25 protein-coding genes are annotated in these 25,319 nt (G+C 57.1%); 10 read left to right on the plus strand and 15 right to left on the minus strand.

Features of this window, described 5'->3' with window-relative positions:
• Positions 1 to 34 precede the first annotated feature (34 nt).
• From AC2FFA_RS04000 to AC2FFA_RS04010, 3 genes are read left to right on the plus strand one after another with little or no spacing between them, the layout of a single operon-like run.
• On the plus strand, positions 35 to 808 hold the full coding sequence (locus tag AC2FFA_RS04000) for a heme ABC transporter permease (RefSeq protein WP_117868581.1): 774 nt from the start codon (positions 35 to 37) through the stop codon (positions 806 to 808).
• Positions 805 to 963: a heme exporter protein CcmD gene (gene ccmD / locus AC2FFA_RS04005; protein ID WP_205511904.1), complete on the plus strand. Its 159-nt coding sequence runs from the start codon at positions 805 to 807 to the stop codon at positions 961 to 963. The genes AC2FFA_RS04000 and ccmD overlap by 4 nt, the downstream gene beginning before the upstream one ends.
• Positions 956 to 1,495 carry a DsbE family thiol:disulfide interchange protein gene (locus tag AC2FFA_RS04010; protein WP_496850096.1) on the plus strand — a complete coding sequence of 180 codons (540 nt, stop codon included), beginning with the start codon at positions 956 to 958 and terminating at the stop codon, positions 1,493 to 1,495. The genes ccmD and AC2FFA_RS04010 overlap by 8 nt, the downstream gene beginning before the upstream one ends.
• A gap of 30 nt (positions 1,496 to 1,525) precedes the next feature.
• Here AC2FFA_RS04010 and AC2FFA_RS04015 read toward each other — a convergent pair whose 3' ends face one another.
• The 3 genes from AC2FFA_RS04015 to acnA form a co-directional block, all read right to left on the minus strand.
• Positions 1,526 to 2,227: an SDR family NAD(P)-dependent oxidoreductase gene (locus AC2FFA_RS04015; RefSeq protein ID WP_496850098.1), complete on the minus strand. Its 702-nt coding sequence runs from the start codon at positions 2,225 to 2,227 to the stop codon at positions 1,526 to 1,528.
• A 139-nt stretch (positions 2,228 to 2,366) separates the two neighbouring features.
• Entirely contained in the window at positions 2,367 to 3,869 is a 1,503-nt protein-coding gene (locus AC2FFA_RS04020; RefSeq protein ID WP_496850100.1) for a BCCT family transporter, read from the minus strand.
• A gap of 118 nt (positions 3,870 to 3,987) precedes the next feature.
• Complete coding sequence (acnA, locus tag AC2FFA_RS04025; protein ID WP_496850102.1) at positions 3,988 to 6,678, minus strand: aconitate hydratase AcnA; 2,691 nt, start codon at positions 6,676 to 6,678, stop codon at positions 3,988 to 3,990.
• 225 nt (positions 6,679 to 6,903) lie between these two features.
• Here acnA and AC2FFA_RS04030 point away from each other — a divergent pair, with 225 nt between their 5' ends.
• Positions 6,904 to 7,605 carry a DUF1223 domain-containing protein gene (locus AC2FFA_RS04030; RefSeq protein WP_496850104.1) on the plus strand — a complete coding sequence of 234 codons (702 nt, stop codon included), beginning with the start codon at positions 6,904 to 6,906 and terminating at the stop codon, positions 7,603 to 7,605.
• Here the strand turns inward: AC2FFA_RS04030 and AC2FFA_RS04035 are convergent, their stop codons facing one another.
• The 4 genes from AC2FFA_RS04035 to purB all read right to left on the minus strand — a co-directional run bounded on the left by AC2FFA_RS04035 (position 7,606) and on the right by purB (position 12,057).
• The gene (locus tag AC2FFA_RS04035) at positions 7,606 to 8,529 is read right to left on the minus strand and encodes a lysophospholipid acyltransferase family protein (RefSeq protein WP_496850106.1); all 924 of its coding nucleotides are present in this window, start codon (positions 8,527 to 8,529) and stop codon (positions 7,606 to 7,608) included.
• A gap of 137 nt (positions 8,530 to 8,666) precedes the next feature.
• A complete protein-coding gene (locus tag AC2FFA_RS04040) occupies positions 8,667 to 9,740 on the minus strand; it encodes a flagellar motor switch protein FliG (RefSeq protein ID WP_496850376.1) in 1,074 nt (357 codons plus the stop codon).
• A 96-nt stretch (positions 9,741 to 9,836) separates the two neighbouring features.
• Positions 9,837 to 10,379: a tetratricopeptide repeat protein gene (locus AC2FFA_RS04045; protein WP_496850108.1), complete on the minus strand. Its 543-nt coding sequence runs from the start codon at positions 10,377 to 10,379 to the stop codon at positions 9,837 to 9,839.
• Between the two features lie 373 nt (positions 10,380 to 10,752).
• Complete coding sequence (gene purB / locus AC2FFA_RS04050) at positions 10,753 to 12,057, minus strand: adenylosuccinate lyase (RefSeq protein ID WP_496671415.1); 1,305 nt, start codon at positions 12,055 to 12,057, stop codon at positions 10,753 to 10,755.
• 88 nt (positions 12,058 to 12,145) lie between these two features.
• Here purB and AC2FFA_RS04055 point away from each other — a divergent pair, with 88 nt between their 5' ends.
• Together AC2FFA_RS04055 and AC2FFA_RS04060 are read left to right on the plus strand one after the other, a co-directional pair.
• Positions 12,146 to 12,478 (plus strand): hypothetical protein, encoded by a 333-nt coding sequence (locus AC2FFA_RS04055; protein ID WP_117868591.1) that lies wholly within the window; start codon positions 12,146 to 12,148, stop codon positions 12,476 to 12,478.
• A 173-nt stretch (positions 12,479 to 12,651) separates the two neighbouring features.
• Complete coding sequence (locus AC2FFA_RS04060) at positions 12,652 to 13,212, plus strand: hypothetical protein (protein ID WP_117868592.1); 561 nt, start codon at positions 12,652 to 12,654, stop codon at positions 13,210 to 13,212.
• Positions 13,213 to 13,392: 180 nt separating this feature from the next.
• On the opposite strand, the gene AC2FFA_RS04065 is transcribed toward AC2FFA_RS04060, so the two are convergent.
• Both AC2FFA_RS04065 and AC2FFA_RS04070 read right to left on the minus strand, forming a co-directional pair.
• Positions 13,393 to 13,581 carry a hypothetical protein gene (locus AC2FFA_RS04065; RefSeq protein WP_496718574.1) on the minus strand — a complete coding sequence of 63 codons (189 nt, stop codon included), beginning with the start codon at positions 13,579 to 13,581 and terminating at the stop codon, positions 13,393 to 13,395.
• Positions 13,582 to 14,796 carry a bifunctional alpha/beta hydrolase/OsmC family protein gene (locus AC2FFA_RS04070; protein ID WP_496850112.1) on the minus strand — a complete coding sequence of 405 codons (1,215 nt, stop codon included), beginning with the start codon at positions 14,794 to 14,796 and terminating at the stop codon, positions 13,582 to 13,584.
• A gap of 276 nt (positions 14,797 to 15,072) precedes the next feature.
• On the opposite strand from AC2FFA_RS04070, the gene AC2FFA_RS04075 reads away from it, so the two are divergent.
• Positions 15,073 to 15,261: a hypothetical protein gene (locus tag AC2FFA_RS04075; protein WP_496850114.1), complete on the plus strand. Its 189-nt coding sequence runs from the start codon at positions 15,073 to 15,075 to the stop codon at positions 15,259 to 15,261.
• A 16-nt stretch (positions 15,262 to 15,277) separates the two neighbouring features.
• Here the strand turns inward: AC2FFA_RS04075 and dddP are convergent, their stop codons facing one another.
• Positions 15,278 to 16,621: a dimethylsulfonioproprionate lyase DddP gene (gene dddP / locus AC2FFA_RS04080; protein ID WP_496850116.1), complete on the minus strand. Its 1,344-nt coding sequence runs from the start codon at positions 16,619 to 16,621 to the stop codon at positions 15,278 to 15,280.
• 123 nt (positions 16,622 to 16,744) lie between these two features.
• Here dddP and AC2FFA_RS04085 point away from each other — a divergent pair, with 123 nt between their 5' ends.
• Positions 16,745 to 17,488, plus strand: coding sequence for a heme-dependent oxidative N-demethylase family protein (locus AC2FFA_RS04085; protein ID WP_496681058.1), 744 nt, complete (start codon positions 16,745 to 16,747; stop codon positions 17,486 to 17,488).
• A 36-nt stretch (positions 17,489 to 17,524) separates the two neighbouring features.
• Here AC2FFA_RS04085 and AC2FFA_RS04090 read toward each other — a convergent pair whose 3' ends face one another.
• The 5 genes from AC2FFA_RS04090 to AC2FFA_RS04110 form a co-directional block, all read right to left on the minus strand.
• Positions 17,525 to 18,436 carry a hypothetical protein gene (locus AC2FFA_RS04090; RefSeq protein ID WP_496850118.1) on the minus strand — a complete coding sequence of 304 codons (912 nt, stop codon included), beginning with the start codon at positions 18,434 to 18,436 and terminating at the stop codon, positions 17,525 to 17,527.
• Positions 18,437 to 18,633: 197 nt separating this feature from the next.
• Positions 18,634 to 19,422 (minus strand): lytic murein transglycosylase, encoded by a 789-nt coding sequence (locus AC2FFA_RS04095; RefSeq protein ID WP_496850120.1) that lies wholly within the window; start codon positions 19,420 to 19,422, stop codon positions 18,634 to 18,636.
• A 66-nt stretch (positions 19,423 to 19,488) separates the two neighbouring features.
• Positions 19,489 to 20,136, minus strand: a complete 648-nt coding sequence (locus AC2FFA_RS04100; protein WP_496850122.1) for an MSMEG_1061 family FMN-dependent PPOX-type flavoprotein — start codon at positions 20,134 to 20,136, stop codon at positions 19,489 to 19,491.
• 126 nt (positions 20,137 to 20,262) lie between these two features.
• Entirely contained in the window at positions 20,263 to 21,669 is a 1,407-nt protein-coding gene (gene glnA, locus AC2FFA_RS04105; RefSeq protein WP_117868600.1) for a type I glutamate--ammonia ligase, read from the minus strand.
• A 41-nt stretch (positions 21,670 to 21,710) separates the two neighbouring features.
• The gene (locus AC2FFA_RS04110) at positions 21,711 to 22,049 is read right to left on the minus strand and encodes a P-II family nitrogen regulator (protein ID WP_117868601.1); all 339 of its coding nucleotides are present in this window, start codon (positions 22,047 to 22,049) and stop codon (positions 21,711 to 21,713) included.
• A 171-nt stretch (positions 22,050 to 22,220) separates the two neighbouring features.
• Between AC2FFA_RS04110 and AC2FFA_RS04115 the strand changes: the two genes are divergently transcribed.
• Together AC2FFA_RS04115 and AC2FFA_RS04120 are read left to right on the plus strand one after the other, a co-directional pair.
• Complete coding sequence (locus AC2FFA_RS04115) at positions 22,221 to 23,822, plus strand: NAD(P)H-hydrate dehydratase (RefSeq protein WP_496850124.1); 1,602 nt, start codon at positions 22,221 to 22,223, stop codon at positions 23,820 to 23,822.
• Positions 23,823 to 24,130: 308 nt separating this feature from the next.
• Positions 24,131 to 25,255, plus strand: a complete 1,125-nt coding sequence (locus AC2FFA_RS04120) for a porin (protein WP_299894080.1) — start codon at positions 24,131 to 24,133, stop codon at positions 25,253 to 25,255.
• The last annotated feature ends 64 nt before the right edge of the window (positions 25,256 to 25,319 follow it).

The following is a 25,319-nucleotide window of genomic DNA, read 5'->3' on the forward strand; positions in this document are numbered from 1 at the left end:
TGAGAAAACCTCCAACTCGGACTAGATAGGGCCCATGACAATCGCAGCCAAAGCCAACGCCCTCTGGGAATACGCCAACCCGCGCAAGTTTCTTGCGACCAGTGAACGTGTCCTGCCGTTCTTCTGGATCGTCTCGATCATCTGCATCGTCGTTGGGCTGGTCTGGGGGTTCTTCTTCACGCCGGACGACTACAAGCAAGGGTCGACGGTCAAGATCATCTATCTGCACGTACCGGCGGCGTTGATGGCGATCAATTGCTGGCTGATGATGCTGGCAACTTCTCTGGTCTGGCTGGTGCGGCGTCACCATGTCAGCGCGCTGGCGGCGCGGGCGGCTGCACCGATCGGGATCGTGATGACCCTGATTGCGTTGTTGACCGGGGCGATCTGGGGGCAGCCCATGTGGGGCACCTGGTGGGCCTGGGATCCGCGCCTGACCGCGTTTCTGATCCTGTTCCTGTTCTATCTTGGCTATGTCGCTTTGTGGGAAGCCATCGAGGATCCGGACACTGCGGCCGACCTGACCTCGGTTCTGTGTCTCGTAGGGTCCGTGTTTGCGCTGCTCAGCCGATATGCAGTCAACTTCTGGAACCAGGGCCTGCATCAGGGCGCATCGGTCATGCGCGCGGCTGCCGTGACGGGTGCCGATACCGAAGAGAAGGTGAGTAACATCTACTTCTATCCGTTGTTGTTGTGCATCATCGGATTTGTTCTGCTGTTCATTGCGCTGGTATTGTACCGCACCGGGACTGAAATCCGCGCGCGTCGTATCAAAGCGTTGCTGGCGCGGGAAAGGGTGGGCGGATGATACCCGATCTTGGAAAATATGCTGACGCCGTACTGTCGTCTTATGCCGTGTCCGTCGTGCTGCTTGTGGCATTGATCGTGTTCAGTGTGAAGCGAGGGCGCAAGATGCGCACTGAAATGGAAAAAATCGAACAAAGGATTTCGCGCAATGGCTAAGATATCGCCCCTGATGATCGCGCCGCCTTTGATTTTTGGCGCTTTCGCCGTGTTGGCCGGGATCGGTATGTTCCGTGAAGACCCCAACGCGTTACCCTCTGCCCGCGAAGGCCAACCGGCTCCGCCTGTGGTTCTGAGCGATTTCCCGGAAAAGAAGCTGTTCGACGATGCCACGCTGCGGGATGGAGAAGTCAAACTGGTCAACTACTGGGCCAGCTGGTGCGCGCCATGCCGTGCCGAGCATCCCAATCTGGAGGCCCTGGCCGCAGAAGGTATCCCGGTCTATGGCATCAACTACAAAGACCAGCTGGGCAACGCCGAAGCGTTTTTGACCGAGCTGGGTGACCCGTACGCAGCGATTGGCCGTGACGAGCAGGGCCGCATGGCCTTGGATTGGGGGCTCTATGGCGTGCCCGAAACCTATGTAATCGATGGTGACGGCACCATCATCTTGCGCTTTGCAGGCCCGATTACGCAGCGTGTGATTGAAAACACTCTGCGACCGGCGTTGCAAAAAGCCGCGGGCGGTTAAGGCAGATCCTAAAGCCAAGCGAAAGCGGGTCTACAGGCGATACCCTCCGGTCACGCCCAGAACCTCTCCGGTTACGAATCCCGCCGCGTCCGAGGCCAGAAACCGAACGGCGCTGGCGATGTCTTCGGGTCTTCCGATCCGGCCCAGAGCCGTTTCCTTGACGAAAAGCGATGTCAGATCGTCTGGACGGGGGGCTTCGGGGATGTTGATGGCGCCCGGCGCAACCGCGTTGACACGGATGCCCTCCGGGCCAAGCTCTTTCGCCATTGCGCGTGTCCAGAGGTTCAAAGCGGCTTTGCTTGCCCCATAGGTCACGGCGTCGCGCGGTGGCAGTGTCGCGTTCATCGACGAAATGCTGACGATTGATGCGCCGCGGTTCAAATACGGCAATGCCGCAGCCAGCAACGCGGCGGGGGCCAGCAGATTGAGGTCAAGAATAGCGTGATGGTCTTCAACCCTGAACGCTTGTTTCGGAGTGGCGCGAACAAGACCGGCGTTGTTCACGATCACGTCCAGTCGTCCGAAGTGATCGATGACCTTTTCGACGACCTGGGTGGGTTGGTTGTCTTCTGTCAGGTCCGATTGAATTGCCAGAACGTCGTCTTTCAGCACTTCAGAATCCGGCTGGCTGGCCAACCAGGTGAAGGCGACATGGTGATCTCGGCTCAGGTCTTCGACTATTGCCCGCCCGATCCCACGGGCACCACCGGTTATCAGTGCAACTTTTTCCATGAACTCAGATGACCGGCAAAGCGCCCAGGATTCAACGTTGTTTTTTGCGCTGTCGAAATGCTGTCACTTGCGCAGCAATATCCAGAGCATTGCCGCGATGAACGCAAAGGTGACAAGGTTCATCAGAGTGTCCGTGAGATCACCGATCAGCATTGCGTTGCCCCTCCTCTCTGAGCCCGCGGAACAAGCACACCATCAGCAGGACTGAAATGAAGACAAAGGGCAATGCGCCAAGCGAGATGAGGATCTTCACCGAGTCCACGGATCCCGAAAGGATCATCGCGACACTCAGCAGCCCAAGCAATCCCCCCCAGATCAGCCGGACGCGCGGCGGGGGATTCTCGTCCCCGCCCGTCGAGAAGGTGCCCAGAACAAATGCCGCACTAACGACGCTGGTTACAATGAACAGAAAGGCGGCCAGTACCGTGGCAAGTGTCGTAATCACAGACAGTGGAAGCCGGTCGAGCAGGACGAAGGTTACACGTTCAATATTTGTCTGCGTATAGGACAAGAGTTCGCCAGCGCCATTGAGCGCCTCGAACAGGCCAATGCCACCAAATGCACCGAACCAGAGGATTGAAAACAGGGTGGGGGCGAACAACACTCCGATCACGAATTCCCGTATCGTGCGACCGCGAGATATGCGGGCGACAAAGACGCCCACAAATGGGCCCCAGGCGATCCACCAGACCATGTAGGTAAGTGTCCAGTCGCTGAACCATCTGGTGACGTCATCGCCGAAGAACGTAAAGGTCTGAAAGCCCCTGGGAATGACATTGGTGACATAGTCCCCGAACCCCTGAACGATAGTATTCAGAAGGTATTCAGTGGGGCCAAGGACCACCGTGTAGGCAACAAGGCCGATTGCGATCAGCATGGCGGCATTGGACAAGCGCGCCATACCCTGACCCAGGTCGATCAGGAGTGCCGGGATATAGGCCGCGACCATTGCCAGAAACACGGCGCCAATCAGAAGGGCGCCGACGGTTTCACGACCGCCCAGAACGGCGATGCCGTCTGCCACCTGAAATACGCCCATGGCCATGGAACCGCCGACACCAATGGCAATGGCGATGATCGCCATGAAATCCGAAAGCCATCCGACACGTTCAGCCCAGCGTTCGCCGGGAAACAGGCTTTTGATCGGCGCGCTGACCATCATCTCGGTGCCGCGCCGAAAACTGAAAAAGGCGATGGAAAGCGCGGTTGATCCGTATATGGCCCAAGCGTGTAAGCCCCAGTGAAAGTTCGTCGCCAGCATGGCTTGTTGCGCTGCGATGAAATCCGGTGCCATACCGTTGATAAAGTTGAAATGGGTCAACGGTTCCGCCACTGCCCAAAACAGCAGGCCGACGCCCATGCCCGCAGAAAACAACATCGAAATCCATGTAGCCGTGGAAAACTCTGGTTCCTCGTCATCCCGGCCAAGGCGAATATTGCCATAGGGTGAAAAGGCCAGAAACAGGCATCCGATCAACATGCCCGAAGCGGCGAGCATCACGAACCAGCCGCGGCTGTGGAAGGTCTGTTGGACGATGCCACTGGCCCAGGTCACCAGACTTTGAATGTCCACGACGCCCCATATCCCGATCACTGCAATTACGCTGAGCGAACACACCAGCAGGGCGTTGGGTTTCTTCATAGCGATTGGTTTCCGTTGATGACCTTGCCTAACAGTTTCAGGTTTTCGAATAAATGACCAGAATACAAAAAACCCCCGGCAGATGGCCGGGGGTTTGAATTGCATGCTTTGCTATCGGTTATGATGCCTTTGCAAGATTGCGCAGGACGTAATGCAATACGCCACCGTTTTCGATGTATTCAATCTCGGGCGCGGTATCGATACGGCATTTCAGGGTGATGGTCTTTTCGGTTCCATCGCCATAAACGATGGTGCAGGGGACTTCCTGTAGCGGCTCGATTGTATCCAGCCCGTGTATCGAAACGATTTCATCCCCCTTCAGCCCAAGGGTTTTGCGGTTGTCGCCTCCTGTGAACTCGAACGGAATGACACCCATACCAACAAGGTTCGAACGGTGGATACGCTCAAAGCTCTCGGCGATTACGGCCTTCACGCCCAGCAGCGCCGTGCCCTTGGCCGCCCAGTCGCGGCTTGAGCCCGCCCCATATTGCTCGCCACCGAATACCACCAACGGGGTGCCATTCGCCTGATAGGCCATCGAGGCGTCGTAGATTGACGTCTGTTCGCCGTCTGGACCCTTGGTGTAACCGCCTTCGACGCCGTCCAGCATCTCGTTCTTGATGCGAATATTGGCGAATGTGCCGCGCATCATCACCTCGTGGTTGCCGCGGCGTGAACCATATGAATTGAATTCACGCGGCTGAACCTGACGTTCGATCAGGTACTGGCCTGCGGGCGAAGTCGTCGCGAATGACCCAGCAGGTGAGATGTGGTCGGTCGTGACCATGTCGCCCAGAATGGCCAGAACCTTGGCGCCTTCGATGTTGGAAATCGTGCCCGGATCATGGCTCATATCCTGGAAGTAAGGCGGGTTCTGGATATAGGTCGATGTCGGTGGCCAGTCATAGGTTTCTGCATCAGTGGTTTCAACCGATTGCCATTTTTCGTCCCCTTTGAAAACGTCGGCGTATTTCGACTGGAACGCTTCGCGTGTGACGGTCCGTTCGACCAATTCCGCGACCTCGTGTTGGGTAGGCCAGAGGTCTTTCATGTAGACGTCATTGCCGTCCTTGTCCTGTCCGATCGACTCGGATGTCAGGTCAATATCCATGGTGCCCGCCAGCGCGTATACGACGACCAGAGGCGGCGAAGCCAGATAGTTGGCCCGCACATCGGGCGAGATCCGACCTTCGAAGTTGCGGTTGCCCGACAAGACCGAGGTGGCAACAAGATCGCCCTCCGCAATTGCCTCCGAGATTTCTTTCTGGATTGGCCCCGAGTTGCCGATACACGTGGTGCAGCCATATCCCACGAGGTTGAAGCCGATCTTGTCCAGATCCTCCTGCAGGCCTGCGGCCTCCAGGTAAGCGGACACAACCTGCGAACCTGGTGCCAGCGAGGTTTTGACCCAAGGTTTGCGATCCAGACCCAGCGCGGCTGCCTTGCGCGCCACAAGGCCCGCTCCGATCATCACATAAGGGTTCGAGGTGTTGGTGCAGGAAGTGATCGAGGCGATCACGACCTTACCCGATTCCATGCCATAGTTTTCGCCTTTGACCTCAATCTGTTTGCCCATCGGGCGCTTGAAGTTCTCGGTCATTTCCCTGGTGAAAGCAGCTTTGGCGTCGGTCAGCGCGACATAATCCTGCGGGCGTTTGGGCCCCGAGATCGCCGGAACAATAGTGCCCATATCCAGGGACAGGGTGTCGGTGTAGATCGGCGCGTAGTTCTCGTCACGCCAGAAACCGTTTTCCTTGGCGTAGGCTTCAACCAAAGCGACACGATCTTCGTCGCGCCCTGTGTTGCGCATGTAGCGCAGCGTTTCGCCGTCGATTGGGAAAAAGCCACATGTTGCACCGTATTCCGGTGCCATATTGGCGATGGTCGCGCGGTCGGCCAGCGGTAGACGATCCAGACCTTCGCCGAAGAATTCAACAAACTTGCCGACAACGCCTTTTTCGCGCAGCATTTCCACGACTTTCAGAACCAGGTCGGTGCCGGTGGTGCCTTCGACCAGATCGCCGGTCAGTTCAAAGCCCACGACTTCGGGGATCAGCATCGAGATTGGCTGACCCAGCATTGCGGCCTCGGCCTCGATCCCGCCAACACCCCAGCCCAGAACGGCCATGCCGTTGACCATGGTGGTATGGCTGTCAGTGCCAACCAGAGTGTCAGGATAGGCGACTTCGTCGCCGTTCTGGTCAGTATCGGTCCAAACGGTCTGTGCTAGATATTCAAGGTTCACCTGGTGGCAGATACCGGTGCCGGGGGGAACAACACGGAAGTTGTTGAACGCGCCCTGACCCCATTTCAGGAACTGGTACCGTTCCATGTTGCGTTCGTATTCGCGGTCCACATTCATCTGGAACGCACGCGGGTTGCCGAATTCGTCGATCATGACCGAGTGGTCGATGACCAGATCGACCGGGTTCAGCGGGTTGATCTTTTGCGCGTCGCCCCCCAGCGCCTTGATGCCGTCCCGCATCGCGGCCAGATCCACAACGGCCGGAACGCCGGTGAAATCCTGCATCAGTACACGGGCCGGACGATAGGCGATCTCGCGCGGGTTCTTCCCGCCTTTGGCACCCCATTCGGCAAAGGCTTTGATGTCATCGACCGAGACCGAGAACCCGTCATCCTCGAACCGCAACATGTTTTCCAGCACTACCTTGAGTGCGGCAGGCAGTTTGGAGAAATCGCCCAGGCCCGCCTCTTGCGCGGCGGGGATGGAATAATAGGAAATGGATTTACCATTCACGCTCAGACTGCGACGCGTATTGGCGGTATCCTGTCCGACTTTGATGGGCATCTGTGGCCTCCCTCTCAAATGACTTGGATTTTAGGATTTGCTGAGTGTTATCTGCATCACCAAGGCCCCGTGTTCAAGGTCGAACAGGCATTGAGGGGTAAATTTGTATACTATTGTACACTTTTTCCCTTGGGGGCGTGTGTCAATGTCTCAAGAAACCTTGATTGGCCGTTGAGCGTCAAAGCAGTTATCCCTGAGACCCAACCGCTCAACCCGAGAGTTCTCATGTTCAGATCCATTGCATTGACCACCGTGTTTTCCTGTTTTGTGGCGGCACAGGTCGCGGCCGAGGAAGACCCGGTGGTGGTCGAACTGTTCACGTCTCAGGGGTGTTCATCCTGCCCGCCGGCGGATCGGATCATGCATGATCTGGCCAAGCGGGACGACGTCATAGGGCTGGCTTTGCATGTCGACTACTGGGATTATATTGGCTGGAAGGACGAATATGCAGACCCTGATCATACGCTCCGGCAGCGGGCTTATGCCCGCGAGGGGGGGCGATCGATGATCTACACACCGCAGATGGTGATCAACGGGCAGCACGATATTGTCGGGGCGCAAGCCCGGGAACTTGCCCAATTGATCGAAGCGCATCTGAAAGCAGCACCCGAAGCGTCGGTGACTGCCATTCGCTCAGCCGATGTGGTGACAGTGGATGTCACTCCAGTTGAGTTGCCGAAAGAAGAAACCTATGACGTGCATGTCGTTCAATACTCACCTATGCGGCACGCATCGATCCGTCGTGGAGAACTGGCCGGGCACGAGTTGGACTATGCCAATGTCGTTGAGGCCTGGCAGATTGCAGGGCAATGGGATGGAACTGCACCGCAAACATTCGCGGTTCAGCTTGGTTCAGATTTGCCGGCTGTCATTCTGGTGCAAAGGGCAGGTCATGGGCCGATTGTTGCCGCGACCCGAGTCAAATGATCAGGGCATCTCTTCAGGCTTGATTCCCAATCCATTCCAATGCTTCCAACGTCGGTGAATCCAGAACCATTGCCCCATATGCTGCCGTACCATCTTTTCCAGATCGTCGTTGGTGAATTGGGTCATCGTTTTCGGGTCCGTATGTGGCACCGGTTCATGCAGAACGATCTCAAAATCGATGCCGTTGGGCTGCCGTACCGCGTAACACGGAATCAGCTCGGCTTTGTATTTTATCGCCAATTCGGCGTTCAGCACGGATGTCACGGCGGGTTTGCCAAAAAACGTCAGCTCTTCACCGCCCATTGCGTGAAGATCGGATACGATGGCAATGATCCCGCCCTTTTTCAGCGAGCGCACCATTTCGACCATTCCGCGCCGTCCCTGTTCGAACATCGGGGCGCCTGTCTTGTAGAAGGCTTCGACATAAGCGTCGTTGAAATACGGGTTGGCCATCCTCCGATACAGGCAGCCGATGGGCTGACCGCTGTAGGTTTGCAGGGCGATACGCGCGGCAAGGTAGTGACCGAAATGGGCCGTAATCATCATGACCGGACGACCCTCGGCAATAGCCGCGTCAAACGCTGCGATACCTGGTCCTGAAATCTTGGCCTTGCTCTGACGTTCGATAAAGTCTTCCGGAGAAAAATGCTCCATGATCGCACGACCGGCATTGTCCGGCACATCGCGGCAAATCTGCCTGACTTCGACTTCAGGCAAGTCTGGGCACGTCAGCTTCAGATTTCGACGGACACGTTTGCGAAACCCGACAACAGGTGCCAGAAACCGCACGATGGCGCCCATTGTTGCAATACGCCGTTCGTAGGAAATCATGCGCATAACGCCGATGACCCCCTGTAGAAACAGATTGGCGACATAGTATTTCCCAAGCTCAAACCGGCTGAGCTCCGACTTTTCAACGGGCATGGAGGTGTCTCACCGCGTGTTGCGAATTGCTGAGACAGACATACAGCCCGATGCCTGCAAGCTCAAGCGCCCAGGCGGGCAGAATGCCTGAACCTGCATCAGGTGATCGGACAGCGCAAAACTCCTAGTTTCACATATCAGGCCGTATCTTCCTCATCATCTTTTTCGATCAGAGTAATTGAACCGGCGTCGACCAGAGTGCGAATGGCGGCAACGACCTGTGTCATGGCGTCTTCGGCCTCTGTTTGCTTGACACGACCACGTTCGGCCATTTCCTCGCGCAGATTGTCGGCCATGCGGGACGAAATGTTTGACAGAATGAATTCAACAGAAGCCTTGTCATCATCAGCGGCGGCACCCGCCAGCGCCGCGACAAGAGCCGGCTGTTCCACTTCGCGCAGGATGGCGGGAACATCGCGGGCAGCAATGCGGCTTGAGATATGGGCAAAGGTGAAGATCGACTGGCGCACCAAATCCGCAAAATCGGCGTCGTCCTCGTCCAGTGCGTTCAACAAGTCGTCTCGTGTAGTGGCCGGCGACTGATTCAGGATCGCGCCGACCCTCGCGCCGGGACCATTGTCGAAAGCCTGAGCAGGCTGCTGATCCAGTTGCGCGGCCAGCGACCAGCCAATGCGCTCAACCGCTTCCGGGGTGACATTTGTTGTTTTCGAGATGGCATAGGTAATTCGTCGCGCAACCGGGCCCGGCATGCGGCCCAGCATCTGTGCCGCCTGTGCGGTATCCATTTTTGAAAGCATGACAGCCGCCACTTCGGTGCTTTCCGCCTGAGCCATGGCCGCCAGATCCTCAATGGGTACGTCACGCAAGCGTTGCCATGGATCGCCGATCTGGCGCACCCCGGCGAGCTTGCGCAGGCGCGCGGCAGTCGATGGTGCGATCTTTCCGTTCACCGCGTCCAATGCACCTGCAAGCCCATGTGGAAATGCCAGCCCGATGTTGTCCAGAGCATCGCTGAATTCCTGGGCCACTGCGCCCAGAGTTGCGCGATCCACAAGGCCCATTTGCCCAAGCTGATGGGTCAACGTCTCTTGCAGGTCGTCGGGCAATTCCTCAAGTGGAATATCGGCGCCTTCGTTCAACAGAAGGCGCACGACAACGGCCGCTTTTTGCCGGCCGGTCAGTGTTCGCGGAACAATTTGCGGCGCGCCGTCATCCTCTGCAGCAAGAGGGGCTGACCCCCCATTTGCCATTTGTATCAATGCGTTTGTGTCCTGCATCTGCCCGTAGTGCCAAAAATTCCGAACCACGGGCAGATTAGAGAGAGTCGGGTTAAATATCCCTGAAGCTCAGTAGTTGTAGGTCAACCCTGTCCGGATGGCGTCGCGCAGGGACGCCTCGGCCCACGTTCCTTCGCCGCCACGGGCTTTGATCTCACGCCATTGCTCGATTGCCAGATCGGTTTTGCCTTCGGCTACAAAGCCTTGCGCCATGTAGCTGCGCGCCAGAAGATTGTCGGGATTGGCATTGATGGCATTCTGATAAAAGGCGTTCGCCAGCTCCGACTCGCCCATCTTGCGGTAGGTAAAGCCCCAATAGGTCAGCACGCGGTCATTGTCCTGATCCATGATCCGCAGGATATCCTGAGCGTGCCCATACTGCCCGTCATAGGCCAATTCGCGGACGGCATCGTATAGCTGATCATCCGATAGATTGGTTTTGTTGGGTTTGACGCACCGACCTCTGGATTCGTCGTAGACCCGACCGAACAAACACTTCTTGGTCGTATTCGTCGGTTTCGGCGGGCTGCTGCTGTCGCCGCCTGCGGCATGGACCACAGGGGCAAAGGCGAAGGCTTGCAAAGCAAGGGCTGAAGCTAACAAAAGGCGCATAATCCTACTCCGTTCTCGGGGCTGCTCTCAAAATCATAGTGCGATCTACAAAAAAGCTAACAGTTGAACGGTTGCTTTTATTCACAAGTCGGACAGAAATTCGTCAGCTGTTGACCGATTTCGTGCAGCTTTGCGTTTCAGTGTCCCAGGTTGTGCCCGGTGCGCAGGATTGCGTCTGTTTGGAATGCGCGCTGCATGCAAGGCCGGCAGATGCCACGCAAATAAGTGCAAGTGAGCAAAGAACGGTACGGATCATGGTGCCTCTCCCCAAAAGATCGTCCACAGAATAGCCGATTTCGGGCGGTCTGGCAAAAACAAGGCCCGGCCTGCGCATTACAGACCGGGCCGTGCGAAGGGGGCGTCGACACGTACCTTATTCGCCGAATACCCGGGCGAAGATCGTATCCACGTGCTTGGTGTGATAGCCGAGGTCGAATTTCTCTTCGATTTCTTCGGGGCTGAGCGCGGCAGTCACATCGGCGTCCGCCAGCAGTTCCTCTTTGAAATCGGTGCGGTGTTCCCAAACCTTCAGCGCGTTGCGCTGGACCATGGCATAGGCATCCTCACGGCTGACCCCTGCTTGGGTCAAGGCCAGCAGAACCCGCTGGCTCATGACAAGGCCTGGGAATTTGTTCATGTTTTCCAGCATGTTTTCGGGGAAGATCAGCATCTTGTCGATCACGCCAGTCAGGCGGGCCAGCGCAAAATCCAGAGTGATCGTGGCATCCGGCCCGATCATGCGTTCGACCGACGAGTGCGAGATATCGCGTTCGTGCCAGAGGGCCACATTCTCCATTGCCGGGATCACAGCTGCGCGCACCATGCGCGCCAACCCGGTCAGGTTCTCGGTTAGCACGGGGTTTTTCTTGTGCGGCATGGCCGAGGAGCCTTTTTGACCCATCGAGAAGAATTCTGCGCCCTCCAATACCTCGGTCCGCTGCATGTGGCGGATTTCGATAGCGATGTTTTCGATACTGCTGGCGATGACGCCAAGCGTCGCAAAGAACGCCGCGTGCCGGTCGCGCGGAATCACCTGGGTGCTGATCGGTTCGGGCACAAGACCCAGTTTGTCACAGACATGTTCCTCGACTGCGGGATCGATATTGGCGAAGGTGCCGACGGCGCCGCTGATCGCGCCAGTTGCGATTTCCGAACGGGCATCGCGCATGCGGGACAGGTTGCGGTCCATCTCGGCATAGAACCGGGCAAAGGTCAGGCCCATTGTTGTGGGCTCTGCGTGGATACCGTGGCTGCGACCGATGCGTACCGTGTCCTTGTGTTCAATCGCGCGGCGCTTGAGCGCTGCCAGAAGCCCTTCGAGATCGGCGATCAGGAGGTCGGCCGCGCGCGTCAGCTGGACGTTGAAGCACGTGTCCAGCACGTCCGAGCTGGTCATGCCCTGGTGCACAAACCGGGCCTCTTCACTGCCAACATGTTCAGCGAGATGGGTCAGGAAGGCGATGACGTCATGTTTGGTGACGGCTTCAATCTCGTCGATGCGGGCGACGTCGAACTCCACATCCTTGGCTTTCCAAACGGCTTCTGCATTCTCACGCGGGATCACGCCCAGATCGGCCATGGCATCGCAGGCGTGGGCCTCGATTTCGAACCAGATGCGAAACTTGGTTTCGGGCGACCAGATGGCAACCATGTCAGGGCGGGAATAACGGGGAATCATTGGCGGCAGCACCTTTTTGTGATTGGGATGAGGCGTTGGCGCGGGGTTTAGCCGCCTGTGCGCAAGGGAACAAGATGTGAGAGCAGGTATGAGACGGTTTGCCCTGTTTTTCGCCCTCTGGCCGGGTGTTTTGGTCGCCGGAGACTTCCAGAAACTGTCTGGAGAGGAAATCCTGACGACCTTGGCGGGCAAGAAGCTGGAATACGGCGCGGGTGTTTGGCAGGTTTTTGAAGCCAGCATGACCACGCAGTATTTCTCGGGCGGGCCCAGTGTCGGGCGCTGGGCGGTGAGAGGGGATCAATACTGCTCGACATGGCCACCTGCCGATTTGTGGGCTTGCTACGACGTCTGGCGAAATGGGGAAGCGATCCGTTTCGTTGATGATGCGGGCGGCCAGACCGTCGGGGTCTATGCGAAATAGATATCATGCGTTTGTCTGCAAGTTGGGGTGCGATGCTTGCAAAAGTCAGACAACATGTGTGGGGAACGGCAATACCTGAACGTGGTTTTCTTGGGTCTTTGCAACGCAGTGCTGGACAAGTCGCTCTTTCAGGGGTCAAGCTGAAGGCGAAGAAATTATCAGGTTATTGAGATATGCGTTTTTTATCATCTCCAATTCTTGCCGCTTGCGCCGCTGTCTGGCTGGGTGGGGCAGGATCAGCATTGGCCGACACTCCGGTGACGTATACCGATGATGGTCGCGCGCTGTTTCGGTTCGACGTGCCCGATTTCTGGGTGCTGCGCACAGGCGGCCCGCGAGAGATCGAAGACACCGGGTTGGATGATCCGCGTGCGGTGGCACGGGTTATGGGGCTGCGTCCCGTAACGGACGATATGGTCTGGATGGGCTTTGTTTCGCCTGCCGGAGTTGCAACCATCCAGGATGGTGTCCGGTACTTGCAGGATATCGACAAGTTTCTGGTTAAAGACCCGACCATCACCAGCACCAGCGACACCCGCATCGGCGGGTTGCCCGCCCGGGTCTATCGCGGGACCGGGCGCAGGGATGGCAAGGGAGTGAGCTTTACGGCCACCATCATTGACTTGCCGCGCAACCGCGTCGCCATAGCCGTTGCTATTTTGCGAGACGGGGCAAACCCGGATTATGCAGACGATCTGAATGCCGTATTCGCGTCGTTCCAGTCGCTTCAGTGAGGGGGGGTAAGATGAGCTTTAAACTGATCAAACGGATTTCCCTCGCATTGGGGCTGGGGGCTGCGACTTTGTCGCTGTCGGCCTGTGACGGTGTAACAGTTGGCGTCGGATACGGGTATGACCCGTTCTATGACTCGATGCTGTGGAACGATTACTACCGCCGTGACATCAATGTGGATATCAATCCACCGGACCGGCCAAATCGTCCAGATCGACCAACGCGCCCGGATCGTCCGAAACCACCGGTTGCCAAACCGCCTGCGCGGCCAAGGCCCCCAACGGCACGGCCACCTGCCGCGCGCCCGCCGATACATCGGCCATCGCCACGCCGCTGATGGCATGAGGGCCGCCAGTCTGGCGGCCTTCCATTCAAGGAAGAAGTTCGGTTGTTATATGTGCCGAGCCTTCGAGTGTCCGGTGAACCGGACATTTGTCTGCGATCTCTAACAAGCGCTGTTTTTGTTCCTGATCAAGCGGGCCACTCAGGCGGATCTTGCGGCGGAACTGATCCACTTTGCCCTCATTTGCCAAACCGGCATCCTGAGCATGAACTTTGTCATGGCAAACATCGACGCTGACACTGGTCAGTGGCCAGTGTTTGCGTCGCGCATACATTCTTATCGTCATGGACGTACAGGCGCCGAGACCGGATGAGACAAAGCCATAGGGCGACATGCCCTTATCCGTGCCGCCATAGGACACCGGTTCATCTGCAACTGCATGATGGTGCGGACCTGCCTGAATATCCTGCATAAAGCCATTCGGATCCGCCTCTGTCACGCGAACGACACCTTCCGGTGCCCCAGGAGGTGGCGCAGGTGGGAAAAGTTTCAGATAGCGCGAGACCCAAGCCGAGATGACATCCGCGGCATATTCAGCGTCAGAGGCCTGCGTGATCAGGTGATCGGCATCGTCGAGGGTGACGAAGCTTTTTGGGTGCTTTGCCGCCAGAAAGATGGTGCTTGCGTTGTCGATACTGACCGTTTCGTCCCGAGGGGCGTGCAGGATCAGCAGAGCGGCCTTGAGATCAGCGATCGAGGCAGACAGGGCCGATCCCGCAATGTCGTCCACAAACGCTTTGCCAATTCGAAACGGGCGTCCGCCCAAGGTAACCTCGGCGCTGCCGTCCTGTTCGATCTGGGGCAGGGCATCCTCAAAATGATGGGACACATGAGAGGGATCGGCCGGTGCGCCCAAGGTGACTACGGCCTTAACCGTCGGAATTCCGGCACGCGCCCGCAAAACCGCTGCGCCGCCAAGCGAGTGACCGATCAACAGGGCAGGGGCCATGTTTCGTCCGGCCAGATATTGCGCGGCCGAGATCAGATCCTCGACATTCGAAGTGAAGGTGGTGTTGGCGAACTCTCCTTCGGAGTGACCCAGGCCGGTAAAGTCGAACCGAAGCACTGCAATTCCCATGGCCGCCAGACGGGCCGAAATGCGCCGGGCCGCAGGTATGTCCTTGGAGCAGGTGAAGCAATGGGCAAACAGGGCCGTCGCAAGGACCGGACCATCCGGCAAATCCAGCCGCGCGGCCAATTGGCTGCCGTCATGTCCGGCAAAAGTGATGCGTTCCGTGGGCATGTCGGCTCCTTGAGCGGTTCCGGGAAACATCCCCAATACTGTGTTCAAGGCCGCCGGGTCACAACCCTTATGTCAAACGCGTCACGTGAAGGTGAGAACGAAGCGAGCGGTTTGCGATCTGACAGATGCCTGAGGTGAGTGGCAGAAGCGGTCGTAACTCTGGGGTAGGTTGGAGAAACATCAAATATTGTGATGTTTACTGCAACAAACATTCGTTTCACTTATGGTGCTGCCAGGCCCATCTACTGACCACAGCAATTGATAAAGGAGACACAGATGACACATGCAGACGCCGCCGCACACCTTCCCAAGATACTTCCAGGTACAGTCCTGGCGATTGTTCTGGCTGGCCTTTTGGGCTTCGCCGTCGGGCAGTCCCGGCCCGTTGTCTTCAGCGGGCCTCAGGATCAGGTAAGTCCAACTGTCGAAGACTGGCACGGCAACGTTCGCCGGTCGCATTGGTAAGAATGAGGCTTTGGCCTCAATCGAGTCCCATCAATCGGGCATCGAAGGGGTATTTCGTCAGGTTTTCATATCCGTCTTCGGTTATGAGAACCTGGTCCTCCAACTTGATACTGAAATCGCCGCCGACTTCGCCCACGCAGGCCTCGACACACAAGACCATTCCAGGTTCCAGCGGATAATCGTAAGCCCCCTCAACCGCCTTGTCCGGATAAGCAACCAGCGGCCATTCATCGCAAAGGCCGACGCCGTGCATCAGGCAGCCATATTTCTGCGCCTGAAACTTTTCGTCCAGCCTGTGGGAATTTGCAGTCAGTTCAGGGATCATCACGCCGGGTTTGAGCATTTCCATATTGGTCATGATGTGCTCATGCGCGTGTTGCATGGCGTAGATCATGTCTTCGCGCGGCTTCTGATCGCCAATCCACCAACTGCGGGAAATGTCGACGCAAATCCCGTAAGATCCAATAAGGTCGGTGTCGAACGAGATGATCTCGTTCTGCTGGGTGATGCGTGGGCCGCATTCCTGGAACCAAGGGTTGGTCCGCTGACCCGAAGCCAGCAGGCGGGTTTCGATCCACTCTCCACCACGCTTGATGTTTTCGGCGTGAAGAACAGCCCAGATATCATCTTCTGAGGTCTTGCCATCGCCAACATTGGCACGGGCAAAATTTTCCATTTCAGCAACGGCAGTTTCGCAGGCATGGCTGGCGCAGCGCATGGCGAGGATTTCGTCGGGCCCTTTGACGGCGCGGGTCTTTTCGGTCAGCTCTTCGCCTTCCATTATGTCGAACCCCTGCGCCTCAAGCGCGCGCAATCCGTGCAGCATGATTTTGTCGACAGCCAGACGCTTGTTGCCGCCGCTGTGTTCTTCGACCAGCACGCGCACCTCGTTCGAGAATACATCCGCGGCCACGTCAACCTTGTCGCCCCGGTCAAAGTAAAACAGGTCAGCGCCAGAGCGCTGCTCGCGTACAAGTGGGTTGAAGGTGCTGAGGAAGGGTGAGTTCTTGTAATCCCAGATCACCATATAGCCATCCGCACACAGCAGGACCGCCCGAAACGGATTGTGGGTGTTCCACAGCTGCATGTTCGTGCTGTCGGTGACATAGCGGATATTCAGCGGGTCAAAAACCAGCAAGCCACCAAAGCCGCGGTCCACGATGGCCTGCGTCAGCCGCTTCCAGCGGTGTTCCCGCATCCGTGCCAGATTGGGAAGCTCCAGCCCCGCTGCAGCCCATTCGTCAAACGCAAGCTGCGTCGGCCCAATCTCGATCCTGTCATTTTCGTTTGGCGTACCATCGCCCAACGTCGCGCCTTGGCTGGGGTCAATCTTGCGCGTGTCTCGGTAGTGCTGGTTCATGGCTGGCCTCATTGCTTGTTCCAACTACAATTCATCTGCCGGAAACAATCGTCTGAGAAAAATGCGACGGCGAGGTTGTCGTTTTCGACCGACAAGAAAAGCTGCGCGTGCTAAGCCACTGGTATGAAGCGTATTCTACAAAACAAAATCCCATATGATGTCGGCAACCCACGCGCTTTGCCGGGTATTCAACCTGCAACCATGGAAAGCTGGCTGCATCAGGATGAGGCCTTTGCCGACCAGATGCAGCGCCGCGAGGAAGTGTTGGCTGAGCGGCGTGACGACGTTCTCGCGCTCGATCCTCAGGCCAAGCCTGCTGCCGTGGAATTACTGGATCTGGTGCTGATGCAGATCTACCCCACGGCCGGTGCAGAGGTCGTACGACCGGACGGTGTATCAGTCGCGATCGACCGGGATCGTCCGCTTGATACGCTGTGCAGGCTGGTACAGGAGGATTTTTGCATCCTGCAGAAACGGGCAGATGAACATGTACTAACGGGTGCCATACTGTGTTTTCCCGCCAGTTGGCGTTTGTCTGAGAAATTCATGCGACCGCTGATTGATATCCACGTGCCCGTGGAAAGTTATGATGCCAATCTCGCGAAGCGGGTGCAGAGGCTATTTGACGGTATTCAACCCGGCCGCCCGCTTTGGCGCTTCAATGCCCTGTGGTACGAAGACCCGGAGCTTTTCCAGCCTCGCAGTGCCAGTGAGCCGCGCGAAATACGGGACCGGCGTCAGGCGTCTTATCTGCGAAGCGAGCGGCAGACGTTATTGCGTTTGCCGAAAACCAACGCGATCGTGTTTTCCATCCACACATACGTTCTGGCCGCAAACGCGATCCCGGAAACGGAAAACCCCGCCTGATGGCGGGGCCTCCTAGGAGGGTCTTCGGTAATTCTTTTACATGCCCAAGGCGCCAGCTACATCTGCTAACGCGTTACTAGCGTTCAGCGCGAAAATGGCGAAAGTGAACACAAGCACCTGTGTGTTGAGGCGGAAATCCTCGCCCCGGATCAGGTTGACTGCGGCCATCGATACGGCAATCGGTGCCGAAACGCTGGCCAATACTCCGGTCATGCACCAGCTGCTGAGACGGAGGATGTCGCTTGGCCTGTCATCTTCCTCGGTGATGGCAGCGCCGGGTTCATTCTGGCCTGGCAGGTCGGCTTCGTCGCTTCGAAAAGCGATGCTGAGCAATTGTTCATCCGTCAGTTGAATCGGACGCGCGGCAGGAGCAAGAGGGGCGCTGATCGCGTCATCCTGTTCCTTCTGTTTCACCGCGGCGAACTGTCCGGTCAGTGACTGAAAGATTTGCTTGCGGTCCCGCGTTGCCCTGCTTGGTGTCAGCGTGTCAAAGGCGCTCATGAAATGCTCAACGGTAAGAACCGTGTGCGGTGATAACCATTCGACCCGCCGGGTCGAACAGATATCGACCATACGATACAGTGTAACCACCAGCATCAGTTCGGATATCTCGGCGTCATCCAAAAGTGGCGAGACTGGCGTGATCGTTAGTACCAATCTGTTTTGCGGATGCGACACGCGGGGCCTTGCCATGGTTTTCAACCCCGCGGCGCGATCCATGCGCTCGTAACGGTCTTGCCGTTCGGAGGCGCCGGTATCCAGAGTCATACGTACAAGATACTGGCTCGAGACGATGCTGGCCTCGGTTGCGCTGAGCAGGGTCTTGCGTTCGACCAGATGACCGTAGTCTTCCAGCGTCGTGGCAACGATAGATCCAAAGCGCTCTATCGCGCCGGTTGCGTCGCCGTCAAATTGCAGGCCGCCATGGTAGCTGTGCTTCCGAGCCACTGCCCCGTCCTTTATTACGTTCTGTTAGCTAGAGGCTAGCACCCCTTCTTGGAGAGAATTGGGCGAAAAATGCAAAAAAGTGAAATTTCCCGGCGATTGGTTACGCTTTGGAAACCAAGCAACTAAAGGCTTTTGTTTGTCACTGTGGCGGAAATGTGGCGAAATCGGGCGCAGCACGTGTTGCCGGTGCGGCGGGGCTATTTGTCGATTCGGGCGCCCATGATTGCGATGGATTGCTGATAGACAGAGGCTGCATTCCACTGCTGCAAGACGCGATAATTTGGTTCTCCGGGTTGATAGCCGCGCCCTGGATTCCACCCTTTCTTTCGAAGAAAATTAGCGGTTGAGGCCAGTGCATCTGTCATGTTGTAGAAATCCACGCGTCGGTCCCCGGTGGCATCGACACCATAGGCCAGGGCGTTGCCTGGCAGGAATTGTGTGTGGCCCAGCTCGCCATGTTTTGCCCCTTTTGTCGCCATCGTAATGCTGCCCATGTCGACCAGTTTCAGTGCCCCAATTGCGTGGGGAATGAAGAACTCGGATCGGCGACAATCATAGGCCAGTGTTGTGATTGCGGAAACAACCTGACTGTCGCCCATGAAATTGCCAAAGCCGGTTTCCATGCCGTGAATGGCGATCAGAACGCCGGCAGGTACACCGTATTGCCGCTCAAAGGCTGCATAGTAGTTCGGATTGGCGGCTTTGCGTTCGCGGCCCTGTGCGACAATTGTATCGGCCCCCCGAACTCGCATGAATTTGTCCAGCGAGTATTTAAAGCTCTTCTGATTCCGATCCGCAGCAATCGTCCGCGAAGCATACTGTGTCTGAGACAGCGCTTGCAGCCCCTTCTTTTTTACCCCCGCCTTGCGTGCCTGTTTGGCAAAATCTGCCTTCCAAGCCTCGAACCCTGCGCTGGTGTTCCCGCAGGGTGCGGCCAGAACCGGGGAGGTCAGGCAAAGGGCAAGAATGGTGGCTAGGCGAAACATGGGCGTAATCCGATGAAATTGAAATCTGCGGTTAGCCTAGCGTGGGCTGCGTCTCGGGCAAAGCGGTTAGTAAAGGTCCAACTCGCCCTTTTCCCTTAACGTTTCGAACCATTCCTCAGGGGTGGCCTTGATGTGGGCGTGTTTCACCATCATTGCATTCATGTTTGGCAGGTTGGTCGAGTCCGGCCAGTCTTCGGGCTGCCACAGGTGCGAGCGGATCACACATTTCGGACAGTGTGCGAATGCAGTCTCGACATGAATGAGCAGGGCAAGTTTGGGTGGGTGTTCGTCAACGGCCATACTATCCAGCAACTGGGGGGCGGTACAAATGCGGGCTGTGCCGCGAATGCGGAGCGTCTCCATCTTGCCTGGAACAAAGAAGATTACACTGACGCGCGGGTCCTTCAGAACATTGTGGAACGTATCCACGCGTTTGTTGCCCGGTCGATCGGGGATCGCGATCAGCGTATCGGACAGCACCTGAACAAAGCCGGGCGGGTCGCCACGGGGGGAAACATCAAGGTGCCCGTCCGGGTTGGCCGATGCGATCAGGCAAAACGGTGAGATCGCGATGAAATCGCGGCACATCTGATCGAGTGAGGACAACTCCTTGGCAACGATCTGTGGCAGCGGATGGCCAGAGATCCGTCTCAGTTCCTGTTCGGATGTCACGAGGTTTGAGAATTTCGAGAAAGGTGAAGTATCGCGAGGCATGCAGTTGTCTCCGATCGGGAGTTTTCTCACCAGTCTGTTGGAATAAAGGCGGTGCGTCAAATCTTGTGGGCGGAAATGACAAGGGCGCCCAAACGGGCGCCCTGACAATTCGTTCCAGTACTCAGCTTAGCAGCTGTAGTACATACCGTACTCCACCGGGTGCGGCGTGTGCTCGTAGGTTTCCACCTCTTCCATCTTCAGCGCGATGTAGCCGTCGATCTGGTCTTTGGTGAACACATCGCCCTGAAGCAGGAAGTCGTGATCGGATGCCAGAGCTTCCAGAGCCTCGCGCAAGCTGCCGCAGACGGTCGGGATGTCAGCCAGTTCCTCGGCGGGCAAGTCGTACAGGTTCTTGTCCATCGCCTCGCCGGGATTGATCTTGTTCTTGATGCCGTCCAGGCCGGCCATAAGCAGGGCGGCAAACGCCAGATAGGGGTTGGCTGCCGGATCGGGGAAGCGCGCTTCGACACGTTTGGCCTTGGGGCTTTCGGTCCATGGAATACGCACACAACCTGAACGGTTGCGTGCCGAATAGGCGCGCAGAACAGGGGCTTCAAACCCGGGGATCAAGCGCTTGTAGCTGTTGGTCGACGGGTTGGTGAAGGCGTTCAGGGTCTTGGCGTGTTTCAGGATACCGCCGATGAAGTACAGCGCCTCGTCCGACAGGTCGGCGTATTTGTCGCCAGCGAACAGCGGCTTGCCGTCTTTCCAGATCGACATGTTCACGTGCATGCCGGTGCCGTTGTCACCTGCGATCGGCTTCGGCATGAACGTGGCCGATTTGCCGTAGGCGTGCGCGACGTTGTGGATGACGTACTTGTACTTCTGCAGCTCGTCGGCCTGCTTGGTCAGGCTGTCGAAGATCAGGCCTAGCTCGTGCTGGCACGAGGCCACTTCATGGTGGTGCTTGTCGACCTTCATGCCTAGGCGCTTCATGGTCGACAGCATTTCCGAACGCAGGTCCTGAGCTTCGTCGATGGGGTTGACCGGGAAGTAGCCGCCCTTGACGCCCGGACGGTGGCCCATGTTGCCCATCTCGTATTCGGTGTCGGTGTTCCACGACGCATCTGTTGCATCAACTTCGAAGGATACTTTGTTGATGCTGTTTGAAAAACGAACGTCATCAAAAAGAAAGAATTCAGCTTCGGGGCCCATGTAGGCAACGTCACCGATACCGCTGGACTTCAGGTAGGCTTCAGCTTTCTGCGCGGTTCCGCGCGGGTCGCGGCCATAGGCTTCACCGGTGTCGGGCTCAACGATCGAGCAGTGCAGACACAGTGTCTTTTCAGCATAGAACGGGTCGATATAAGCCGATGTCGTGTCGGCGATCAGTTTCATGTCCGAGTTTTCGATCGACTTCCAGCCTGCAATGGACGAGCCGTCAAACATGAAGCCTTCTTCCAGGAAGTCTTCATCGACCAGATCGACGTCCACCGTCACGTGCTGCAGCTTGCCGCGCACGTCAGTGAACCGGATGTCGACATAGGCGACGTCTTCTTCGCGGATTGTATTGAGAACTGCGTCTACGCTCATTCCCTTGGTCCTTCTGATAGATGTGTCAGTAATCTTGTGGGTTATAGTGCGTCCGAGCCGGTTTCACCGGTCCGGATACGAATGGCTTGGTCGACGGGGGACACGAAAATCTTGCCGTCTCCGATCTTGTCGGTTTTGGCGGCCGACACGATGGCCTCGACGGCGGCGTCGACCTGGTCGTCGTCCAATACGACCTCGACCTTAACCTTGGGCAGAAAATCGACGACATACTCGGCGCCGCGATACAGCTCGGTATGGCCTTTCTGGCGACCGAAACCCTTGACCTCGATGACGCTGAGGCCCTGGACGCCCACATCCTGCAATGCCTCTTTCACTTCGTCCAGTTTGAACGGCTTGATGATCGCTTCGATCTTTTTCATCCCGGTTCACCTTGAATGGTTGTCTCAGGGGCAGTGATCACGTCTAAGATCGGGCGGCAATGTGATTGCGATATCGTGCGGGTCGGAACGCTTGGAAAAACGGCTTGGCGCTAATTTTTGAGCGATATGCACAAAAAGTAATCAAAATAGAATCGAGCGAGGGGTGAAAGGATGGAATTGCTGACAGCGGCACAGATGCGGACCATCGAGCAAGCCGCCATCACATCCGGTGAGGTGACTGGTCTGGAGCTGATGGAGCGGGCCGGGCAGGGTGTTGTTGACGCGATTTTCGAGGAATGGCCGGTGTTGGACAGGCGAGGGGCCAGCCCCTCGCGCTCCCCGGGGTATTTGGGGCCAGATGAAGAGGATCCGCTGCGCGCAGTGGTGCTGTGCGGACCAGGCAACAACGGAGGTGACGGGTTTGTTGTGGCGCGGCTTTTGCAGGAGCTGGGGTGGGAGGTTGAGGTGTTTCTCTACGGGAACCCGGAAAAGCTGCCACCGGATGCGCGAGTGAATTATGAGAGATGGGAAACAAAGAACGAAGTTCGCGTATTCGCCGTCGACCCCGCCCCGTTAGAGGATGATTTTCTTCGGTTTCCGAATGAAATTGACCTGGTGGTCGACGGGGTTTTTGGCACGGGTCTCACCCGACCATTTGCGGGTGTGTTTTCCATGTTGGCCAACGCATCGGCTAGAACCCTGCTGCGAGATCGAGGCGTAAAGGTCGTCGCAATTGACGCGCCAAGCGGCTTGTGCGCCGACAGTGGTCGCATTCTTGGCAATGCGATAGTTGCAGACATGGCGGTGACGTTTCACAGCAGAAAGCTGGGGCATGTGCTGGGTGATGGTCCGGTAACCTGCGGAACGGTACGAACCAAGTCGATTGGCCTCGAAACATGGGAGGACAGTCAGATCGTTCACATGGCCCATCCCGACAGGATGAAGCTTTTGAAAGCTTCGGTCGACCACAAATATTCGCATGGCCACGCTTTGATCCTGTCCGGAGGCTCGGGCAAAACAGGTGCTGCGCGATTGGCGGCGCGGGGGGCTTTGCGGATTGGGGCGGGTCTGGTGACGCTGGGCGTGCCGCCGTCAGCGCAGACGGAAGCGGCCAGCCAGATCACGGCCCTCATGTTGCAGCGGGTGGACGGGACCGATGATTTGTCCGAAATACTGGAGGATACGCGCCTGAATGCGCTTTGCCTGGGGCCTGCGCTTGGATTGGCGAGGGCGCAGGCACTTGTGCCTATGGCCTTGGCCGCACGGCGGGCAACCGTGTTGGACGCGGATGCTCTGTCAGCCTTTGCCGAGGATCCCGACACCCTGTTCGCGCATTTGCACGGCAAATGTGTACTCACCCCGCATGGCGGGGAATTCGCCCGGTTGTTTCCGGATGTTGCCGGGGAGATGAACGCGCACCCGACCAAGGGACCGGCGTATTCCAAGGTGGACGCAACGCGTGCTGCTGCAAAACGAGCTGGGTGCGTGGTTCTGTTCAAGGGTCCGGACACGGTGATCGCTGCGCCAGACGGACGATGCGTGGTCAACGCGGCCGTATACGAAAGAGCGGCCCCCTGGCTGGCGACCGCTGGGGCCGGCGATGTGCTTGCAGGATTCATCGCAGGTCTGCTGGCGCGAGGTTTTTCGCCGATACAGGCGGCGGAAACTGCGGCGTGGTTACATGTGGAATGCGCGCGCCAGTTCGGGCCGGGTTTGATCGCGGAAGATTTGCCGGAACAGGTGCCGGACGTTTTGAAAAAGTTGAATATCTGAGTGGGTTGGGCGTGGAACGGCTCAATTCACGGCGAGTCGGCGGAAATTCGCCGTCAAGGTCCGCGTCAATGCAGACCGAATGTTTGCCAGACGCATAGCCGGAGGCCACAATTCATTTGCACAATTTGCTGTAAACTTGTGGCAAGATTCGTAACTGTATGATTTATAATGTTAAATGGTCGCGTATTCGATGAGATCTGTTGCGAATTTGCAATGTTTGCGAGGGAGTGAATGCGGACCACTGGAACGCTCGCAGTTTGTAAACAATTGGACAGTACCTGAACCCCGAACCTTTCATGGTGAGTGAAATGAACCTTAACATTAAACCGATATCAGTAGCCGCTGTTCTGACTGCGACGACCGCCATCCCGGCTGCGGCGGAAATGAAGTACGAAAATAATAGCGGCGGATATGTACTGCTGTATGGACAGCTGCACCCTGCCTTGATCTCGGTGGATGACGGACAGGATACCGAGACCCGAGTTCTCGACAACGATCTGTCGAACAGCCGTGTCGGCCTGCGTCTTGTGCAGCCATATGGAAGTAACGAGTTCCAATTTTGGTTTGAAACAGGCCTTGGCCTGCCGGGTTCGGCGTCGGCCGATCAATTCGGAACCAACGCAGATGGTTGGAATCGTGAAGACATTCGCCACGTGGATTTTTCGCTGAAAGGTGGCTACGGCAAGTTTTCGGCAGGTCAGGGCAGCATGGTCGCTGATGGAGCCGCAGAGGTTGATCTGTCATATGTCGGAACCGCGCTGTATTCGTTTACCAACGATGAAAATGCAGGGTTCTTCTATCGCGACACGACCGGTTTTCTGAGCGGTATTACGGTTGGCGACAGCTCAAGCAACTTTGACGGCGCGCGCCGTGGACGGGTGCGGTATGATACCCCAGCCATCAACGGGTTTTCGGCCGGTTTTGCTTATGGTCAGAACATTTTGTCCAGCAGCGATGATGACGATTATTACGACGTCGGCCTGTTCTATGAAAACACCTTTGCTGGCGGTGTGGAATTCGCGGCAGCCGTTGCCTATTCGGTGCGCGAACGCGATGACAATTCGGGCGACCGCAAAGACACCATTGGTTCGGCGTCTGTTCTGCTGCCCAGCGGTTTGGGCTTTACGGTTGCAGGCGGTACGCGCGACGATGACCAGGCCGGTGCTACGGATCCGAACTATTGGTATGGTAAGATCTCGTACGAAGGCAACTGGGTGTCCTGGGGCAAGACCGGCGTCGGCATCGACTATTATGATGGCTCGGATTTCGAGAGCAACGGCTCGGATACCAAAGCCTGGGGTATCGCGGTCGTGCAGAAGGTCGAGGCGTTCAATACGGATGTTTACCTGAAATACCGCAACCACGATTTCGATGACGGCACATCCTTTGACAACAACGAAGCATGGGTTCTGGGCGCACGCTGGAAGTTCTGATCGTCTGACTGATCCAAACGCGAACGCCCTGGTTTCTGGGGCGTTCTTTTTTGCGGTTTTGGTG

Source organism: Ruegeria sp. YTSB088, assembly GCF_059609825.1.

What these genes read in the sequence shown, in the direction of transcription:
- AC2FFA_RS04000 (WP_117868581.1), top strand. Translation starts at nt 35, where the DNA reads ATGACAATCGCAGCCAAAGCCAACGCCCTCTGGGAATACGCCAACCCG.
- ccmD (WP_205511904.1), top strand. Translation starts at nt 805, where the DNA reads ATGATACCCGATCTTGGAAAATATGCTGACGCCGTACTGTCGTCTTAT.
- AC2FFA_RS04010 (WP_496850096.1), top strand. Translation starts at nt 956, where the DNA reads ATGGCTAAGATATCGCCCCTGATGATCGCGCCGCCTTTGATTTTTGGC.
- AC2FFA_RS04015 (WP_496850098.1), bottom strand. Translation starts at nt 2,227, where the DNA reads ATGGAAAAAGTTGCACTGATAACCGGTGGTGCCCGTGGGATCGGGCGG.
- AC2FFA_RS04020 (WP_496850100.1), bottom strand. Translation starts at nt 3,869, where the DNA reads ATGAAGAAACCCAACGCCCTGCTGGTGTGTTCGCTCAGCGTAATTGCA.
- acnA (WP_496850102.1), bottom strand. Translation starts at nt 6,678, where the DNA reads ATGCCCATCAAAGTCGGACAGGATACCGCCAATACGCGTCGCAGTCTG.
- AC2FFA_RS04030 (WP_496850104.1), top strand. Translation starts at nt 6,904, where the DNA reads ATGTTCAGATCCATTGCATTGACCACCGTGTTTTCCTGTTTTGTGGCG.
- AC2FFA_RS04035 (WP_496850106.1), bottom strand. Translation starts at nt 8,529, where the DNA reads ATGCCCGTTGAAAAGTCGGAGCTCAGCCGGTTTGAGCTTGGGAAATAC.
- AC2FFA_RS04040 (WP_496850376.1), bottom strand. Translation starts at nt 9,740, where the DNA reads ATGGCAAATGGGGGGTCAGCCCCTCTTGCTGCAGAGGATGACGGCGCG.
- AC2FFA_RS04045 (WP_496850108.1), bottom strand. Translation starts at nt 10,379, where the DNA reads ATGCGCCTTTTGTTAGCTTCAGCCCTTGCTTTGCAAGCCTTCGCCTTT.
- purB (WP_496671415.1), bottom strand. Translation starts at nt 12,057, where the DNA reads ATGATTCCCCGTTATTCCCGCCCTGACATGGTTGCCATCTGGTCGCCC.
- AC2FFA_RS04055 (WP_117868591.1), top strand. Translation starts at nt 12,146, where the DNA reads ATGAGACGGTTTGCCCTGTTTTTCGCCCTCTGGCCGGGTGTTTTGGTC.
- AC2FFA_RS04060 (WP_117868592.1), top strand. Translation starts at nt 12,652, where the DNA reads ATGCGTTTTTTATCATCTCCAATTCTTGCCGCTTGCGCCGCTGTCTGG.
- AC2FFA_RS04065 (WP_496718574.1), bottom strand. Translation starts at nt 13,581, where the DNA reads ATGGAAGGCCGCCAGACTGGCGGCCCTCATGCCATCAGCGGCGTGGCG.
- AC2FFA_RS04070 (WP_496850112.1), bottom strand. Translation starts at nt 14,796, where the DNA reads ATGCCCACGGAACGCATCACTTTTGCCGGACATGACGGCAGCCAATTG.
- AC2FFA_RS04075 (WP_496850114.1), top strand. Translation starts at nt 15,073, where the DNA reads ATGACACATGCAGACGCCGCCGCACACCTTCCCAAGATACTTCCAGGT.
- dddP (WP_496850116.1), bottom strand. Translation starts at nt 16,621, where the DNA reads ATGAACCAGCACTACCGAGACACGCGCAAGATTGACCCCAGCCAAGGC.
- AC2FFA_RS04085 (WP_496681058.1), top strand. Translation starts at nt 16,745, where the DNA reads ATGAAGCGTATTCTACAAAACAAAATCCCATATGATGTCGGCAACCCA.
- AC2FFA_RS04095 (WP_496850120.1), bottom strand. Translation starts at nt 19,422, where the DNA reads ATGTTTCGCCTAGCCACCATTCTTGCCCTTTGCCTGACCTCCCCGGTT.
- AC2FFA_RS04100 (WP_496850122.1), bottom strand. Translation starts at nt 20,136, where the DNA reads ATGCCTCGCGATACTTCACCTTTCTCGAAATTCTCAAACCTCGTGACA.
- glnA (WP_117868600.1), bottom strand. Translation starts at nt 21,669, where the DNA reads ATGAGCGTAGACGCAGTTCTCAATACAATCCGCGAAGAAGACGTCGCC.
- AC2FFA_RS04110 (WP_117868601.1), bottom strand. Translation starts at nt 22,049, where the DNA reads ATGAAAAAGATCGAAGCGATCATCAAGCCGTTCAAACTGGACGAAGTG.
- AC2FFA_RS04115 (WP_496850124.1), top strand. Translation starts at nt 22,221, where the DNA reads ATGGAATTGCTGACAGCGGCACAGATGCGGACCATCGAGCAAGCCGCC.
- AC2FFA_RS04120 (WP_299894080.1), top strand. Translation starts at nt 24,131, where the DNA reads ATGAACCTTAACATTAAACCGATATCAGTAGCCGCTGTTCTGACTGCG.